14 protein-coding genes are annotated in these 16,693 nt (G+C 29.6%); 7 read left to right on the forward strand and 7 right to left on the reverse strand.

Features of this window, described 5'->3' with window-relative positions:
* Positions 1-57: 57 nt before the first annotated feature.
* Genes selA through H2280_RS03560 form a run of 4 tightly spaced genes read left to right on the forward strand, consistent with a single transcriptional unit; the run spans position 58 to position 4,455 of the window.
* A complete protein-coding gene (gene selA / locus H2280_RS03545) occupies positions 58-1,374 on the forward strand; it encodes an L-seryl-tRNA(Sec) selenium transferase (RefSeq protein ID WP_337215691.1) in 1,317 nt (438 codons plus the stop codon).
* Positions 1,374-3,176 (forward strand): selenocysteine-specific translation elongation factor, encoded by a 1,803-nt coding sequence (gene selB / locus H2280_RS03550; protein ID WP_337215692.1) that lies wholly within the window; start codon positions 1,374-1,376, stop codon positions 3,174-3,176. Before selA ends, selB begins: the two co-directional genes overlap by 1 nt.
* Before the next feature lie 47 nt (positions 3,177-3,223).
* Positions 3,224-3,934 (forward strand): thioredoxin fold domain-containing protein, encoded by a 711-nt coding sequence (locus tag H2280_RS03555; protein WP_337195594.1) that lies wholly within the window; start codon positions 3,224-3,226, stop codon positions 3,932-3,934.
* 32 nt (positions 3,935-3,966) lie between these two features.
* Positions 3,967-4,455: a hypothetical protein gene (locus H2280_RS03560; protein WP_337215714.1), complete on the forward strand. Its 489-nt coding sequence runs from the start codon at positions 3,967-3,969 to the stop codon at positions 4,453-4,455.
* Here the strand turns inward: H2280_RS03560 and H2280_RS03565 are convergent.
* Positions 4,445-5,740, reverse strand: a complete 1,296-nt coding sequence (locus tag H2280_RS03565) for an MFS transporter (RefSeq protein ID WP_337215693.1) — start codon at positions 5,738-5,740, stop codon at positions 4,445-4,447. The two genes, H2280_RS03560 and H2280_RS03565, sit on opposite strands and share 11 nt — an antisense overlap.
* Before the next feature lie 151 nt (positions 5,741-5,891).
* Between H2280_RS03565 and rdgB the strand changes: the two genes are divergently transcribed.
* Positions 5,892-6,503: an RdgB/HAM1 family non-canonical purine NTP pyrophosphatase gene (rdgB, locus tag H2280_RS03570; RefSeq protein ID WP_337195595.1), complete on the forward strand. Its 612-nt coding sequence runs from the start codon at positions 5,892-5,894 to the stop codon at positions 6,501-6,503.
* Between the two features lie 42 nt (positions 6,504-6,545).
* Here rdgB and H2280_RS03575 read toward each other — a convergent pair whose 3' ends face one another.
* The 6 genes from H2280_RS03575 to mqnE are packed head-to-tail and all read right to left on the reverse strand — an operon-like array spanning position 6,546 to position 13,143.
* Complete coding sequence (locus H2280_RS03575) at positions 6,546-8,999, reverse strand: efflux RND transporter permease subunit (protein ID WP_337215694.1); 2,454 nt, start codon at positions 8,997-8,999, stop codon at positions 6,546-6,548.
* Positions 9,000-9,566, reverse strand: coding sequence for an MlaC/ttg2D family ABC transporter substrate-binding protein (locus H2280_RS03580; protein WP_337215695.1), 567 nt, complete (start codon positions 9,564-9,566; stop codon positions 9,000-9,002).
* 8 nt (positions 9,567-9,574) lie between these two features.
* Positions 9,575-10,264: an MlaA family lipoprotein gene (locus H2280_RS03585; protein ID WP_337215696.1), complete on the reverse strand. Its 690-nt coding sequence runs from the start codon at positions 10,262-10,264 to the stop codon at positions 9,575-9,577.
* A gap of 31 nt (positions 10,265-10,295) precedes the next feature.
* A complete protein-coding gene (locus H2280_RS03590; protein WP_137623751.1) occupies positions 10,296-10,739 on the reverse strand; it encodes a phosphoribosyltransferase in 444 nt (147 codons plus the stop codon).
* 11 nt (positions 10,740-10,750) lie between these two features.
* Positions 10,751-12,070: an NCS2 family permease gene (locus H2280_RS03595; RefSeq protein ID WP_337195614.1), complete on the reverse strand. Its 1,320-nt coding sequence runs from the start codon at positions 12,068-12,070 to the stop codon at positions 10,751-10,753.
* Positions 12,071-12,078: 8 nt separating this feature from the next.
* Entirely contained in the window at positions 12,079-13,143 is a 1,065-nt protein-coding gene (gene mqnE, locus H2280_RS03600) for an aminofutalosine synthase MqnE (protein WP_337215697.1), read from the reverse strand.
* A 210-nt stretch (positions 13,144-13,353) separates the two neighbouring features.
* Here mqnE and glmS point away from each other — a divergent pair, with 210 nt between their 5' ends.
* A complete protein-coding gene (gene glmS, locus H2280_RS03605; RefSeq protein ID WP_337215698.1) occupies positions 13,354-15,150 on the forward strand; it encodes a glutamine--fructose-6-phosphate transaminase (isomerizing) in 1,797 nt (598 codons plus the stop codon).
* A 136-nt stretch (positions 15,151-15,286) separates the two neighbouring features.
* Positions 15,287-16,678 (forward strand): class II fumarate hydratase, encoded by a 1,392-nt coding sequence (gene fumC / locus H2280_RS03610; RefSeq protein WP_337215699.1) that lies wholly within the window; start codon positions 15,287-15,289, stop codon positions 16,676-16,678.
* Positions 16,679-16,693: the final 15 nt, after the last annotated feature.

Raw genomic sequence — 16,693 nt, forward strand, 5'->3', positions numbered from 1 at the left:
AAAAAATATTTTTTAAATTTTATGTTAAAATAACCAAATATTTTCTTAAGGTTTAAGATGGACAAAATAAAAAAATTCCCACAAATTGGAACTTTAATCGAGGATGAAACTTTAAAGGAATATCCCTTTTATTTAAGGGCTTATTTTTGCAAAAATATCGTAGCTAATCTTAAGGCCTTGGGTGAGAATAGCTGTGAAAAAAATATTCTTTTAGAAAAAATAAAATCAGAAATTCAAAAATATTTGCGTAAAGATTTACAAAGTGTGATCAATGCTACAGGTGTGATTATCCATACAAATTTGGGTAGAAGCGTGATTGATGAAAGTATTTTTAACCAATGCAAAGATCAAATTTGTAATTATGCAAATCTTGAATTTGATTTAGAAAATGGCAAAAGAGGAAGTCGCTACGCTTTGGTACTTGAAAAACTTAAAATGCTTTTTGAGTGTGAAGATGCTTTAGTGGTAAATAATAATGCTGCAGCGGTTTTTTTGATTTTAAATTCTCTTTGTTTAAATGAAGAAATTATTAGCTCTAGAGGTGAATTGGTCGAAATAGGTGGGAGTTTTCGTGTGCCTGAAGTGATTAAGGCTGCTGGAGTTAAGCTTAAAGAAGTTGGAACAAGTAATAAAACGCATTTAAAAGACTATGAAGAAGCTATCGATGAAAATACAAAGTTACTATTAAAAACACACAAATCAAATTTTGCCCTTATAGGTTTTCAAAGCGATGTAAGCATTGTGGAGCTTGATAAATTAGCTAAAGAAAAAGGAATTTTAACCTATTATGATTTAGGTTCTGGGTGGTGTGAAAATTTAAATAAAGAATTGGCAAAAAATGAACCTATGATTAAAAAAGTGCTTAAAAATTGCGATATTTTAAGTTTTAGCGGCGATAAACTTTTTGGTTCTGTCCAAGCTGGAATTATACTGGGAAAAAAAGATTTGATTGAGAAGATTAAAAAAAATCAGCTTTTAAGAATGTTAAGAGTGGATAAAATCACTTTAGCGCTGCTTAATGAAACGCTTAAAGCTTATCTTGAAAAAGATTATAATAAAATCACTACTTTAAGACTTTTAAACGATGATATTAAACATATAGAGCAAAAAGCTTTGTGGGTGCAGCAGAGGATTAAATTTGAAAGTGAAATTAAAAATAGCAAGAGTTTGGTCGGGGGTGGTTCTATGCCTGATAGAACTTTAGAAAGTCGAGTTTTATCTTTTAAGGGCAAGGCTTTAATATTGCAAAAAAAATTTAGAGAAAAAAACATTATAGGTCGCGTTGAAAATGATAGTTTTGTTTTAGACTTTAGAACGATTAGGGAAAGTGATTTGGATACTTTGATTCAATTGATTAATTCTATGGAAGATTGATGAATTCTTTACTTATTGGAACTGCAGGGCATATTGATCATGGAAAAACTTCTTTAATTAAAGCTTTAAATGGCTTTGATGGAGATAATTTAAAAGAAGAAAAAGAAAGACAAATTACGATCAATCTAAGTTTTTCGGATTTAAAATTAAAAGATAAACACTTTTCTTTTATCGATGTTCCAGGTCATAAAGATTTAGTTAAAACTATGATTAGCGGAGCATTTGGTTTTAGTGCTTGTTTGTTTGTTATTGATATTAATGAAGGTTTAAAAGAGCAAAGCATAGAGCATTTAGAAGTGCTTGAAATCTTAGAAATTAAAGATATTATTATTGTATTTAGCAAATGCGATTTATGTGAAAATTATAAGGAACGTGGGCAAGAAATTTTAAAAAAGTTAAATTTTACCCCTTTAAATGTTTTTTATACATCTATAAAAGATCAAGCTAGTATCGATGTTTTAAAAGATTATCTTTTAAATTTAAAAGATAAAAATGCAAAAGATGATTTGATTTTTCGCTATTACATAGATAGAATTTTTTCACTCAAAGGCATAGGAACTGTTGTGACAGGTAGTTTAAATGAGGGAAAAATCAGTGTTAATGAAAAAATTATTTGCTTGGATAATCAAAAAGAACTTTTGATCAAAAATATACAAAATCATGATCAAGATTGTAAAGAAATTGGAGCTTTTAACCGTGTGGCATTGAGTTTAAATTGCGATCATAAAGATTTGAAAAAAGGTTTTGTTTTAAGCAAGAAAGGTATTTTTAAAGGATTTTTAGAATGCGATGTTTTAATCAAAGCTAAAAGAGGATTAAAAAATGAGAAAATGCTTTTTTGTGTAGGAAGCAAAAGTGTAGAATGTAAGCTTACAATTTTAAAAGAATTAGACAATGATGAATTTTTTGCCCATCTTGTTTTTAAAACCCAGCTTTTTTTATGTTTTGATGAAAAATTTATCTTACTTCAAAATAATCGTATTGTCGGGGGTGGTAGAATTTTAAATCCTGTAAGTGAGCCTTTAAAGAAAGAATTAAAAAATAAATTATTATTTTTACTTAAAAATAGAGACTTTAAAGCGGTTTTTAGTTTTTTAAAAGATATCCATAAAATGGGATTTGGTTTGCTTTCTAGCTATCAAAGATTTAAATTACTTCATAAAGAAGCTTTGGATTTGGCAAAGAAATTAAACGGGGTTTTTGTGGATGAAAAAAATCTCAATGTTTATAATCTCTTAGCTTTGGATGAATTTAAAAAAATGATTATTTTTATACTAGAAAAAAATCCTTATGCTATGTTTTCTCCGACTTCATTATCTTTGAGAATCTCTTGGGCGAGTGTGGAATTTTGTGAATTTGGGCTTAAAAATATGCAAAATTTGCTCGATTTTAAAAATGGAATATATTTTAAAAAAGGGATTGACTTTGAAAAACTCAAACAAAGAAACAACAATGAACTCTATGAAATATTAAAAAAACAAGGTATTAAGCCACAAGCTCCTTATAATCTTTATGAAGATTTAGATCTTGATCGAAAAAGCGGTGATGAAATTTTAAAAAAACTCACTCAAGAAAAGTTAGTTATCAGACTTTCTCATAATCTTTTTGTAGAAAAAAAAGTTTTAGATCAAATGATGCAAGAATGTTTGAAAATTTTACAAACAACAGAGCTTGATGTGCAAAAAATGAAAGAAATTTTTCATCTATCAAGAAAATACGCAATAGCGTATTTAGAGTATCTAGACAAAGATGAAAGGGTGCAAAAAAAAGAGAAAAAAAGATTTTTAAAAACAAGTATTTAGAAAATCATTATACAATAAATCTATATTTTATTTTTTAAGGAATATGAATGAGAAAATTAAGCTTAATTTTAGCTTGTTCAGCATCTTTATTTGCTGCAAGCAATAGTGAAATCAGTGATTTTTATTCAAAAAGTATCAAAATGCAGTTTCCAAATGCTACCGTAAGTGTCAAAGATCGTCAAAAAGTTGGAAATACAGGATTTGAAAGTGTGATTGTTAGCGTGAGTGTTGATGGTCAAACTCAGGATCAAATTCTTTTTACAAAGGATAATATTATAGTTCCTGATATTATTGATATAAAAACAAGAACTTCTTATGCTCAAGAATATGAAATGAAAAAATTTAAAGAAGCTAGAGAACATTTTGCTAAAAATGCCAAACCTGTGGCACAAAAGGAAAAGATGGTGATTGCTATGGGTGATAAAAATAAACCCGCAATGTATGTATTCTCTGATCCAGAATGTCCTTTTTGTAGAGAGCAGCTAGAGCAAATTAAAGATGAGCTTAAAGATTATCAAATCAATTATATTTTAACTCCAGTGCATGGAAAATCAGCTTTTGAAAAGTCAGCACTCATTTATAAAGAAGTTAAAAAAGCTAAAAATGATGATGAAAAAATAGCGATTTTAAAGAAATATTATAATCCAAATATTAAAAACTACCCAAAAGTCAGCGATGCTGAATTAAAACAGATATTCTCTCTTTATGAAAAATATCGTGCTTTAGGGCTTAGCGCTACACCAACCATCATAAAATGAAAATTTTTATTTTTATATTTTTGGCACTCCTTATGAGTGCCTGTGCTAATTCTACCTTTGTTGAAAGTTCTATACAAACTAATAATGAAGGCATATTTCTTCAAGCACATCCTAATGAAACTTTTGAAATTCTTTTTCAAAATCCAAGTAAAATTAAAAGCGAGCTAGAGTATAAATTAGCCAATAAATTGCAAAATTTAGGACTTAAACAAAGCAATCAAAATCCAACATATAAAATTTATCTCAATCTTGTGGATATGAAAAAACATTCTTATGCACAAAGGATAAGCACTTCAGCTAGATTTTTTTATGATTTTGATCCTTTGGAAAGCCAAGGAGAATGGCTTGTTGAGAATTATTACAGTATGCAATTAAATATAGAGATTATTAAAAATGGTAAAACTCAAAGAACAAGCTTAATCGCTAGAACAGCTTATTTGGCAAATAAAGAGCGTTGTCAAGCTTCATTAGAAGATAAAATTCTCAATCAAATTGCGAGTTTTTTCTATTTTAAATTTTAGCTTTTAAACTTTCTTCATTTGTAATTTTACTGTCAAATTTAATAATTAAATTTTTGGAATTTTTATAAATATCTACAACCCCTATATTTTTTCCAAATTCTTTTAAATCTAAAGATGTATTTAAAGGTAGGTAGATATTTTTAAATTCAGATGGATTTTTTAAGAAAAAGAGACTAATCAGCCAAAAAATAGCTAAAACAACTAAGATAATTGTTAAAAGATTTAATTGATTAAGATGTAAAAATATTCCACCAACAGAACCACCTATAAAACTTCCTGCATAACCAAAGGCATTAAAAAGACCTAATGCTGCACCTTTTTCATGGACTTTACAAAATTTTGATGCACAACTTTGCATAATAGGTTCATGTAGGTTAAATCCGATAAAAAATATAACAATAGCAACAATAAAAAGATTGATGGAATTAGAAAGACTAAAAAGAACATAAGAAAAAATAAAAAATACCACACCAAGTAATAAAATTTGCTTAGCCAATCCTTTTTTTTCTCCTAAACTTCCGGCAAATCCCATGGCAATAAATCCCGCAATCATAGAAGGCGTATAAACAGCCCAAAGTTTATTTTCATGAAAACCTAGATGTTTAACTAAAATAATAGGTATGCTTAAAAACGCTATACTCATAAGCATTTTTTGCATACAATTAGTAATATTCATTAGGGCTAAATTTTTTTGTCTAATAAGATGTAAAAAAGGTGTTTTTTGATTGTGATGAGTGATTTTATTTTCTTTTGGAACAACGCTATAAAGTAAAACAATACATAAAGCCGATAAAGCTGCACTCAAATAAAAAAGACTAGATAAGCCCCATTTTGCACTCATTAAAGGAGAGATAACCATAGAACTCGCAAAACTAAGACCTATAAAAGAACCCATGATAGCCATAGCTTTACCGCGATTTTCTTCTGTGATAAAATCGCTAATCATAGCTGTAGCGACGCCGCCAATAGCCCCAGCACCTTGAAGCATTCTGCCTAATAGCATCATGTAAATATCATGGGAAAAGGCACAAATTAAAGAACCTACAATAAAGACTAAAAGTCCTATAAGCATTGTTTTTTTACGACCTATTTTATCGCTTAAAATTCCAAAAGGCATTTGTAAAATCATTTGCGTAAGAGAATAAATTCCTACCAAAAATCCCACTAAGAATTCATTCGCATGTTCTAATTTTAGAGTATAAAGACTTAAGACAGGCAAAACAATGAAAAGTCCAAAAAATCTAGTTCCAATTATAAATGATAAAGCTAAAACATTATTTAACATTGCTACCTTCCTAAATTTTAAATTGAGATAATTTTACTATCATTTAGATTAACTTATTTTTAATTTTATAGGATATTTTTCTTGTAAGCTTTTAAAAATTATGCTAGACTTTTTTCAAAGTTTTCATAGCTAAAAAAAGAAAGGATAGGGTATGAAAATTCTTTTGGCAACAAATAACGCACATAAAGTTCTAGAATTTAAAGACATGATTAAAGATTATTCTTTATATTCCTTTGGTGATATTCTTAAGCCTTTTGAAATCGAAGAAAATGGTAAAAGTTTTAAAGAAAACGCTTTGATAAAAGCTAGAGCTGTTTTTAATGCTTTAAATCAAGAACAGAAAAAAGATTTCATTGTTTTAAGTGATGATAGTGGAATTTGCGTTGATGCTTTGGGAGGAAAACCTGGAATTTTCTCTGCTCGTTTTAGCGCTAAAGGTGATGATAAAAGCAATAGAGAGAAATTACTTTCTGAAATGAAAAATTTAAATATTTATGAAAGTAAGGCTCATTATAAAGCTGCTATTGCTTTAGTGACTTTAAATGGGGAGTATGTAACCCAAGCAAGTATGCATGGAAAAGTCATCAATAAAGAAAAAGGAGACAAAGGCTTTGGTTATGATAGTCTTTTTATTCCAAAGGATTTTGAACAAACTTTAGCTGAACTTGAATCTAGTCAAAAGAATAAGATTTCGCATAGATTTAAAGCTATGGAGCTTGCTTTAATTATTTTAGAAATGATTAAAAGGGAAAAAGAAAGATGAAGAAATTTATAAAATACATGATTGCGGTTGTTCTAATTTATGCTATTTATGTTGGTTTTCAAGTTTGGCTTTCTTAGAATAAATACTGATTAAAAAACTAGGGAGTAAAAATAAACTCCCACTTAAAAGTAAAATCATAACAAAGACTGTTAAAACCCCAAAATAGATTGTAGGGATAAAATTACTACTCATCATAACGCTAAACCCTAATACTATGCTTATAGTAGTATAGTAAAGTGCTGATCCTATGCTAAGATGAGAGTTGATTATAGCTTCTTCAATACTTTTGCTTTTAATTTCTTCCTTAAAACGATAGATATAATGAATAGCATCATCAACTCCAATGCCAATAGCAATAGCAGCTATTGTAATACTCATCATATCAAGAGGAATTTGACACAACCCCATTAAGGCAAAAACAACACTTAAAGGAATAACATTAACCAGTATAGCTATAATGGAAAATTTTAAATCACGAAAAACAAAGATAAAAAGAATAAAAATGGCTAATATAACAAATACAAGTGTATCAAATTGCGAAGAAAAAAGACTTTGAAGCATATTATTGTAAAGCACCATAATACCTGTGATTTGTATTTGCACATCATCATTTTTTAAAAGCTTGTGTAAATTTTCATTAAGCTTGATCAAAAATTCGTTACGTCTTAAATTTGGATCAGAATCAACAATACGCATTGTAAATCTTAATTCATTGTTTTTTATATTGACAAAAGGAGAAATAAGATCTTGTTTGAAATTTTGAGGCAAATTTTCATTTAAAAATGCCAATGCAAAATCATCTAAATCCTCGCCATGATTGATATTTTTACCTAAAATCAAAAGACTGTTTAAACTAAGAACTGAACCGACAAATTTTTGATGTTCTAAAAATTCATGAACTTTTTTAGCAATACGTGTTTTTTTGGAATTAAACCAATAGGTATCTTTTTTCTCTAGATCTTCAAATTCATCTTCAAAACTATCTAAGGCTTTATTTGAGTTGGTAGCTGTTTGATTATTTTTAAAGCGTATGATTACATCTAGAGGCAAGGTTCCGCCTAAATTTTTATCAATAACAAGTAATCCTTTTTTAATCTCACTGCCATCTCTAAAATAATTCACAAAAGAATTTTCAACCCTTAGTTTAGAAATTCCAAATAAGGATACTAAAATCGCTATACAAGAAATTCCATAAATGATATAACGTTTTTTTTGATCAAGACTTATTTTTGCACAAAATTCTAAAAGATTGAATTTAAATTCTTTTTTGTGGTATTGCTTTGGCTTGAGTAAAACTAGAATACTTGCTAAAAATAAATAGCTAAAAATCAAAGCCAAACCAATGCCCACGCTCATCATAATGCCTAATTTTATAATAGGCTCTATATTTGAAAATATAAGGGAAAAAAAGCCTATCATGGTTGTAACTATAGCATAAAGGCTAGGTTTTGCTTTAGCCAGTAAGGTTTGAAGCACAAGGCGTTGAATTCTTGCATTAGGGTAGGTTTGAGAGATTTCTATAAAATGAGTGATTAAATGTATAACCACACTTAAAGTTATGATTAAAACTAAAGCAACGTAGTTAGAAGAAATAACCGTGATTTGAAAATTTAAAAGAGCAAATACTCCACTTGCCGCACTCAAACTGATAAAACATATAAAAAGGGGCAAAAGAACAAAACGCCAAGTTCTAAAAAAATAATATAATGCAATTGCCAATAAAAAAACTAAAGAAACTCCATAGATTAAAAGATCGGATTTTATATAGGTGATCATATCATCAGCTATCATACTGACACCGCCAAGATAAAGTTTATCTTGATTGGTTTCGTATTTTTTTATAATATTTTTTATAAAATCTAAATTTTGTTTATTGAGAATTTTTTGCTGATCTTGATGTTTTTTAATCGCTAAACGAATAGCATTTTTTTCTTTTTCATTTTTAGCTAAATCTCTTTTTTCTATAAGTTCATTGTAAATATAATCTGTTTTTAGATAAATGATAATTCCTGTGATTTTTCCATTTTTTGAAATAATATTATTTTTATAAAAAGGATTGTTTAAAATTTCATTTTTTGCCTTTGTTTGATTAACATCTTTGCTTTGTATATCGGGTATATTTTTTAAAAGTTCTTTAAGATCTGTGTTTTCAGAGCTTTGTAATAAGGGTGCATTGATGATACTAAAGACGCGTTCAACTAAAGGTGCTTTTTCTAAATCATTGTGAAGTTTTTGTAATTTAGATAAATTTGTTTTTGAAAAAGGATTTTCATCTTGAGGTTTAAAAGCAAGAATCAAAAAATTATCATTTTTATAATGTTTTGAAATTTCTCTAAAGGTTTTTAAATCGGTATCATCTTCGAGCAATAAACTTTCAGCACTTGCATCAACACTTATTTTAAAAGCAAAAAAACTAAGAAATAAACAAATAAAAAAGGTTCCCAAAAAAGTAGTTTTTGGGTAAGAAATAATCAGTTTTAAAAATTTTGAAAGCATTTATTTAATGGTAATGCTTTTGAGTTTTTGCAATAAAGCGTTAAATCCCTCACTCGATAAAATGTCTCCAAATTGAGAGCGATAAGTTTGAATGATGCTAACCCCCAGTACATCAACATCATAAATTAACCAATTATTATCATTGTTGTAAAATTTGAAAATAATATTTTTTTCCTCTCCATTATCCACAATAGAAGTTGTAAGAAAATATCTTTTTTCGTTTTTAAGTTCTCCATTTTTTACTTTTAGAATTTGATCTTTATAAAGACTTAATTTATCAGTAAAGCTTTTTTTAAGACTTTGCTCAAAAGCTTTTGAAAATTCTTCTTGCTCTTGTTTGCTAAGTTTATCATAGTTTTTTGAAAGACTAAGTTTTGCTATAAGTTTATAATCAATGATATCATCAAAGAGTTTAAAAATTTCATTTGCGACTAAAGTTTTATTTTTTTGAGTTTTTAAAAAATTCAAACTTTTATCAATGTTATTTTGCATAGTATGTGGGATATCGTTTAAATTTAAAGCCCAAATATTTCCTAAAAAAAAGAATAATAAAATAATTTTTTTCATTTGTTTCCTTATTTACTTAATTCTTGCCTTCTTTGTTCGTAAGCATCTCTTAAAAATGGATATAAATTTGGTGAATTATAATAAATTTCATCAATTTCATCAAGTTTGAAACTAAGCTCATTGCTAAAATCATAAGCACTGATTGCTATACTTTCCCATTGAGGATTTATATAGCTTATAGGATCTGCATACCAAATTGCAGGTAAAGTTAAAGTATCTCTTAAATTACTAGGCCCCAATACAGGCAATACTAAGTGAAATCCTCCGCCAACTCCCCAGTGTCCTAAGATGGTTCCAAGATCAGCAGGATGTTTTTTTAAACCCATTTGACTAGCTGGATCCATTAAGCCACCAAATCCCATAATTGTATTTGTTGTAAATCTTTTAAATTCCTCTCCGGCATTTTTAAATTTCAATTGTAAAACATTGCCAACAAAACGTAAGGGTGAAAATAAATTGTCAAAAAAATTCCTTACTCCTGTGCGTAAAAACTGAGGTGTAATTTCATTATAACCCTTTAAAATAGGGCGAAATCCATAAGTATATAAGGCTACATTAAAATGAGTCATGGCTTTATTATAACTTGCAAGTGGATCATTGATTTGATAACTTTTGTATTCTTGCTCAAAATCTTCAAAATTTTGATCCAACGCAAAAGAATAGCTTAATAATAACAATAATATGATTTTAATTTTCAAAATTTAAAACTCCAAAAAATAACGACAAAGATTAATTAATTTTTATATCCCAAAAGAAATCTATCCATTCTTTAGCTTCTTTAACCTTGAAATCAGGTTCTAAAAGAGCCGTTTTTTTATAGAAAATCGTTGCAATTTTTAATTCTATATGAGGAAATTGTTCTTGCAGTCTTTTTTTAATTTCAGATAAGCTTTCTCCGCTATCTACTATATCATCAATGAGTAAAATTTTTTTATAATTTTTAAGATCTGGGATATTAAAAATTTCAATGGTATCGAGTTTTTTAGTATCGTCATAATGTATAGAATTGAGACTAAAAAGGTTGCGAGTATCTAGGGCAACGGCTAAAGAATGTCCTAAAGTCATACCGCCTCTAGCGATGGCAATAAGAGCATCAGGATTAAATTCTTTTTTTATTTGTGTGGCTAAAAATTTAACGTCTTCTTCAAAATAATCATAAGAATAAAAAAACATCCATCCCCTTTTTATTGTAGTGCTATCAGTAAAAAATTACCTAAAGAAATCAAGCTTAAAACAACAATGCCTAAGCTAATTTGATCCCATTGGCGTTTAAAAACTCTTATTAGTAGATAAGTGAGAAAACCAAAAGCAAAACCCGAGGTAATAGAATAGGTTAGTGGCATCATGATGATGGTAAAAAAGCTACCCACCGCTATAGCCTCATCTTTAAAATCTATATTTTTAACTTCCATAAACATTAAAATTCCAACCATAATAAGAACAGGATAAATTGCATTTGCAGGTATGGCTTTAAAAAGTGGAAGTAAAAAAAGAGTTAAAATAAAACATAAAGCCACAACAAGTGCTGTAAGACCAGTTCTTCCACCACTTTCTACTCCAGTTGTGCTTTCAACAAAAGCTGTTACAGTGGATGTCCCAACTAAAGAACCAAGAGTAGATCCTGTAGCATCCGCCATTAAAGTTTTCCCAAGTTTTTTTTCACCATTTTTAGCATCATCAAATATTTTTCCTCTTTCTCCTACGCCAGTAATAGTACCAATGCTGTCAAAAAGTTGAGTGATGAAAAAAGTAAGTATGATAGGAATCATACTAATATTTAAAGCACTTTTGATATCTAATTTTAAAAAGATTGCCCCTAAGCCATTGGTAGAGTCAAAAGCAGGTAGGGAGAATAGCTGAGTAGGAAATTGTGCTTGATCGATATGGAAAATCCAAGCAATGATTGAGCTGATTAAAACTCCAAAAATAAAAGCCCCTTTAAGTTTTATAGCCCAAAAAAAGATAATAAGTGCAAGAGTAAAAATTCCAAAAAGCACATGAGAGCTTCCAAAATTTCCTATTCCCACTAAGGTATCTTTATTATGCACAATAATCCCCATTTGACTCAATCCTAAAAAAGTGATAAAACAGCCAATACCTGCACAAATCGCTAGTCTCAAATCTTTAGGGATATTTCTAATAATCCAAAGGCGAAAGTGTGTAAAAGAAAGGATAAGAAAAATAATACTTGAAATAAAAACTGCTCCTAAGGCACTTTGCCAAGGAATTTTTTGTGCTCCACAAACCGCAAAGGTAAAATAAGCATTTAAGCCCATACCAACACTCATAGCAACTGGCGTATTAGCAAAAAAAGCATTAAAGGCACTTGCTACGATAGTAACTAAGGCAGTTGCTGTGATTAAAGCCTCTATAGGCATACCAGTATTACTTACAATTGCTGAATTAACAGGGATGATATAAACCATAGCTAAAAAAGTGGTCAATCCAGCAATCAACTCTGTGCGAAAATTAGTTTTATTTTCTTTAAGTTTGAACAAATTTATCTCCTAAATTAATAAATTTTTAACTCATTATATAAACTATCTCGTTCTACAGGGATTAAATTAGCAGTTTTAATCATATCTATAAAAGTTTTCAAACTTGTTCCTTTGGCTGATTTTGCCCCTCCGGCACTTTGAATACTTTCTTTTTCAATGGTTCCATCTAAATCATTAGCGCCAAACTCTTGAGCTACCATAGCTAAATTTAAAGTCATCGTTGCCCAATAAGCTTTGATATTTTTGATATTATCAAGTACCAAACGCGAAATAGCAACGGTTTTTAAAATCTCTTCGCTGTCCATAATTTTATCAGTTTGTATAAAGCTATTATCCCTTTGCCATACTAAAGGAATAAAAGCGTTAAATCCGCCGGTTTCATCTTGTAAATTTCTAAGTCTAAACATATGATCGATTCTATGTTCTCTTTCTTCTATGTGTCCAAAGAGCATAGTAGCATTACTTAGTTTGCCTTTTTGATGCCATAGTTTGTGAATTTTCAACCAATTCTCACTGCTAACTTTTCCATGACAAATTTTTTTACGAATTTCTTCATCAAAAATTTCAGCCCCACCACCAGGCATTGAATCTACGCCATATTCTAGCATTTTTTCAATCGCTTCTTCATAACTCATTGCAAAGCGTCGGTGTAAGAAATCAATTTCAGCTGCTGTCATAGCTTTTATGTGGATATTAGGATATTTTTCTTTGATCATTTTAAAAATTTCTAAATACCATTGCCAACTTGTATCTTTATTATGAGCAGAAACTATGTGCACTTCTTTTGTGCCGCGAGTTACGGTTTCATCAACTATTTTCATAATTTCTTCATGAGTCATTATATAAGGATTTGGATTTTTGCGGTGAGCTGAAAAGGCACAAAATTTACAAGTATCTGCACAGATGTTGGTTGGATTGATATGGCGATTGATATTGAAATAGACTTTTTTACCATGAAGTTTTTCACGTCTTTTGTGGGCTAATTTGCCTAGAGTAAAAAGATCTAAATCCCAAAGTTTATTTGCTTCTTCTTGATTGATTCTTTCTTCATTTTCTAATTTTTTAAGTAAATTTTTCATTTGATGATCACTTTTTGTTTTTCAAAATTTTAAAACAAACATTATAAATTCTTACTGAAAAAAAGATTTAACTTATAAGTAAATTTCGATAAAATAGTGTTTTATCAGTATTTTTAACAAAGAAAATCATAATTCTTAGAATAAATCATTAAAAAAGATAAGTTAAAATTCATTATTTAAAATAAATTAATAATTTTTAAGAGAGTAAAAATGTGTGGAATAGTAGGTTATATAGGAAAAAATGAAAAAAAACAAACCATAATCAATGGACTTAAAGAACTTGAATATCGTGGCTATGATAGTGCAGGTTTAGCAGTAATGAAAGATAAAGAACTTAGTTTTTTTAAAGCTGTAGGAAAACTTGAGAATTTATCTAATAAATGTAGTGGTTTTTCTAGCGAAGGTTATGGATTTGCCATAGGCCATACGCGTTGGGCAACACATGGAAAACCAACAGAAATCAATGCTCATCCACATTTGGGACAATACTCTTGTGTGATTCATAATGGAATTATAGAAAATTATAAAGAAATTAAAGACAAATTAGAGCACAATGGCGTTCATTTTCTAAGCCAAACTGATACTGAAGTGATAGTGCAACTTTTTGAATTTTATGCTAAAGATATGGATGCATTTGAGGCGTTTAAAAAGACTATTGATGAGTTACGTGGAGCTTTTGCGATTCTTTTGATCACAAAAAAAGATCCTAATCGTGTCTTTTTTGCTAAAAATGCAGCTCCTTTAATTGTGGGAAAAAATGAAGAGAATGAGATTTATTTTGCTAGTGCTGATACACCTTTAATCGGACTTTGTAGCGAGGTGATTTATCTTGAAGATTTGAGTTTAGGCTATGCTAATAAAGAAGAATTGGTGATTTTTGAAAATCATAAACTCAAAATCAATTCTTTTACAAAATTGCGAGGTGATAAAGCTTTTGCTAAAAAAGATGGTTTTCGCTTTTTTATGGAAAAAGAAATTTATGAACAAAGTCGTGTTATGAGTGAAGTTTTAATGGGACGCATCAATGGAGATGAGGTGGTTTTTGATGAGCTTGAAAATGAAAATTTAAGCAATATTGATGAAATTACTTTATGTGCGTGCGGAACAAGTTATCATGCAGCTATGGCAAGTGCTTATTTGTTTGAACGTTTAGCAAAAATTAAAGCTAAGGTTGAAATTGCAAGTGAATTTCGCTACCGCGAGGCAGTGATTAAGCCTAATTCTTTATTTATTGTAATTTCTCAAAGTGGAGAAACTGCAGATACATTAGAGGCTTTAAAAATAGCAAAGGAGCAGGGTGCAAAAACTTTTGCAATTTGCAATGTGGATAATTCTAATATGGTGCGTTTAGCACATTTAAGTCTTTTAACCCGTGCAGGTATTGAAAAAGGTGTAGCCTCGACAAAGGCTTTTGCGACACAAATTTTAACCCTTTGGATGTTGGCTATTTTTATTGCACAAAAGAAAAATTTTGATACTTCTATAGAAATTCAAGCATTACTACATACACCAAATTGTGTTAAAGTAGATACTAAATTACACGAAAAAATTCATCGCTTATCTAAGCGTTATCTTGATGGACATGGATTTTTCTTTATAGGACGTGATGTTTTTTATCCTCTAGCTTTAGAGGGTGCTTTAAAATTAAAAGAGCTTTCTTATTTGCATGCTGAAGGTTATCCAGCGGGAGAAATGAAACATGGTCCTATAGCGTTGGCTGATTCTAAGCTTTATACCATTGCCTTAATGCCTAAAAATATGCTTTATGAAAAAACAAAATCTAATGTTGAAGAATTAATTGCTAGAGATTCTACTGTACTTAGTATTTCTCCTTTGGAATTTGATTTGAGTGATGATTTTATAAAAACTAATGAACAAAATCATTATATGTGTGAATTTTTTGAAATGATGGTGATCACTCAACTTTTAGCTATGGAAATTTCTATTAGAATGGGTAATGATGTAGATATGCCAAGAAATCTTGCAAAAAGTGTAACAGTAGAATAAAAAATCATTAGTGTGCAGTTTTGAAACAAAGTTTGTTTAAATCTGTGCTTATTTATTTAAAATTTAAATTATAAGCTAATTTTATGTCTATTTTTGTTTAAATCATTGTATGAAATTAAAATTGAAGGAAAATACAATGGAGTATAGAATAGAGCATGACACTATGGGTGAAGTTAAGGTTCCAAATGATAAATATTGGGGAGCACAAACCGAGAGAAGTTTTGAAAATTTTAAAATTGGTTGCGAGAAAATGCCAAAGGTTTTAATTTATGCCTTTGCAAATCTTAAAAAATCTTTAGCTTTAGTTAATAATAGACTTGGCAAACTCGATGATGCTAAAAAAAATGCTATAGTTCAAGCTTGTGATGAAATTATTGCGGGTAAATTTGATGATAATTTTCCACTTGCGATTTGGCAAACAGGTTCAGGCACTCAAAGTAATATGAATATGAATGAGGTAATTGCAAATCGTGCCACTGAAATCATGGGTGGAGATTTTCGTAAAGAAAAACTCGTACACCCAAATGATCATGTCAATATGAGTCAAAGTTCAAACGATACTTTTCCAACGGCTATGAGTATAGTTGCAGTCGAGCAAGTTGAAAAAAAACTAATCCCTGCTTTAGATAAACTCATTGCGACTTTTGAAAAAAAAGTAAAAGAATTTGAAGGCATTATCAAGATAGGGCGTACTCATTTGCAAGATGCTACACCGCTAACTTTAGCACAGGAATTTAGTGGTTATCTTTCCATGCTTTTACATTCTAAAGAGCAAATCATTGCTTCTTTGCCAAGTTTAAGAGAATTAGCTATTGGCGGGACAGCTGTAGGAACAGGTCTTAATGCCCATCCAGAGCTTAGTGAAAAAGTTAGCGAAGAATTAACTAAGCTTATGGGGACTAAATTTATTTCAAGTCCAAACAAATTTCATGCTTTAACAAGTCATGATACAATTAATTTTACTCACGGAGCTATGAAAGGTTTAGCGGCAAATTTAATGAAAATTGCTAATGATATTAGATGGTTATCTTCTGGCCCAAGATGTGGCCTTGGGGAGCTTAGTATCCCAGAAAATGAGCCAGGGAGTTCTATTATGCCAGGTAAAGTAAATCCTACTCAATGTGAAGCTATAACTATGGTTGCAGTTCAAGTTATGGGAAATGATGCGACGATTGGATTTGCAGCGAGTCAAGGAAATTTTGAACTCAATGTATTTAAGCCTGTGATTATTTATAATTTTTTACAAAGTCTTGATCTTTTAGCTGATTCTATGCATTCATTTAATATCCATTGTGCTATAGGTATAAAACCAAATCGTGAAAAAATTGATTACAATCTTCATAATTCCTTAATGCTAGTTACTGCCTTAAATCCACATATTGGTTATGAAAATGCTGCAAAGGTAGCTAAAAATGCACACAAAAAAGGAATTTCTTTGAAGGAAAGTGCGATGGAGCTTGGTTTAGTTAGTGAAGAAGATTTTAATCAATTTGTTGATCCGACTAAAATGATAGGGCCAAAGGTTTAATTTGAATTTATCTAG

It is taken from the genome of Campylobacter sp. 2457A (assembly GCF_020135895.1).
Lineage (GTDB): Bacteria > Campylobacterota > Campylobacteria > Campylobacterales > Campylobacteraceae > Campylobacter_D > Campylobacter_D taeniopygiae.

Coding starts and splice junctions, on each gene's coding strand:
- selA (WP_337215691.1), top strand. CDS start 58: ATGGACAAAATAAAAAAATTCCCACAAATTGGAACTTTAATCGAGGAT.
- selB (WP_337215692.1), top strand. CDS start 1,374: ATGAATTCTTTACTTATTGGAACTGCAGGGCATATTGATCATGGAAAA.
- H2280_RS03555 (WP_337195594.1), top strand. CDS start 3,224: ATGAGAAAATTAAGCTTAATTTTAGCTTGTTCAGCATCTTTATTTGCT.
- H2280_RS03560 (WP_337215714.1), top strand. CDS start 3,967: ATGAGTGCCTGTGCTAATTCTACCTTTGTTGAAAGTTCTATACAAACT.
- H2280_RS03565 (WP_337215693.1), bottom strand. CDS start 5,740: ATGTTAAATAATGTTTTAGCTTTATCATTTATAATTGGAACTAGATTT.
- rdgB (WP_337195595.1), top strand. CDS start 5,892: ATGAAAATTCTTTTGGCAACAAATAACGCACATAAAGTTCTAGAATTT.
- H2280_RS03575 (WP_337215694.1), bottom strand. CDS start 8,999: ATGCTTTCAAAATTTTTAAAACTGATTATTTCTTACCCAAAAACTACT.
- H2280_RS03580 (WP_337215695.1), bottom strand. CDS start 9,566: ATGAAAAAAATTATTTTATTATTCTTTTTTTTAGGAAATATTTGGGCT.
- H2280_RS03590 (WP_137623751.1), bottom strand. CDS start 10,739: ATGTTTTTTTATTCTTATGATTATTTTGAAGAAGACGTTAAATTTTTA.
- mqnE (WP_337215697.1), bottom strand. CDS start 13,143: ATGAAAAATTTACTTAAAAAATTAGAAAATGAAGAAAGAATCAATCAA.
- glmS (WP_337215698.1), top strand. CDS start 13,354: ATGTGTGGAATAGTAGGTTATATAGGAAAAAATGAAAAAAAACAAACC.
- fumC (WP_337215699.1), top strand. CDS start 15,287: ATGGAGTATAGAATAGAGCATGACACTATGGGTGAAGTTAAGGTTCCA.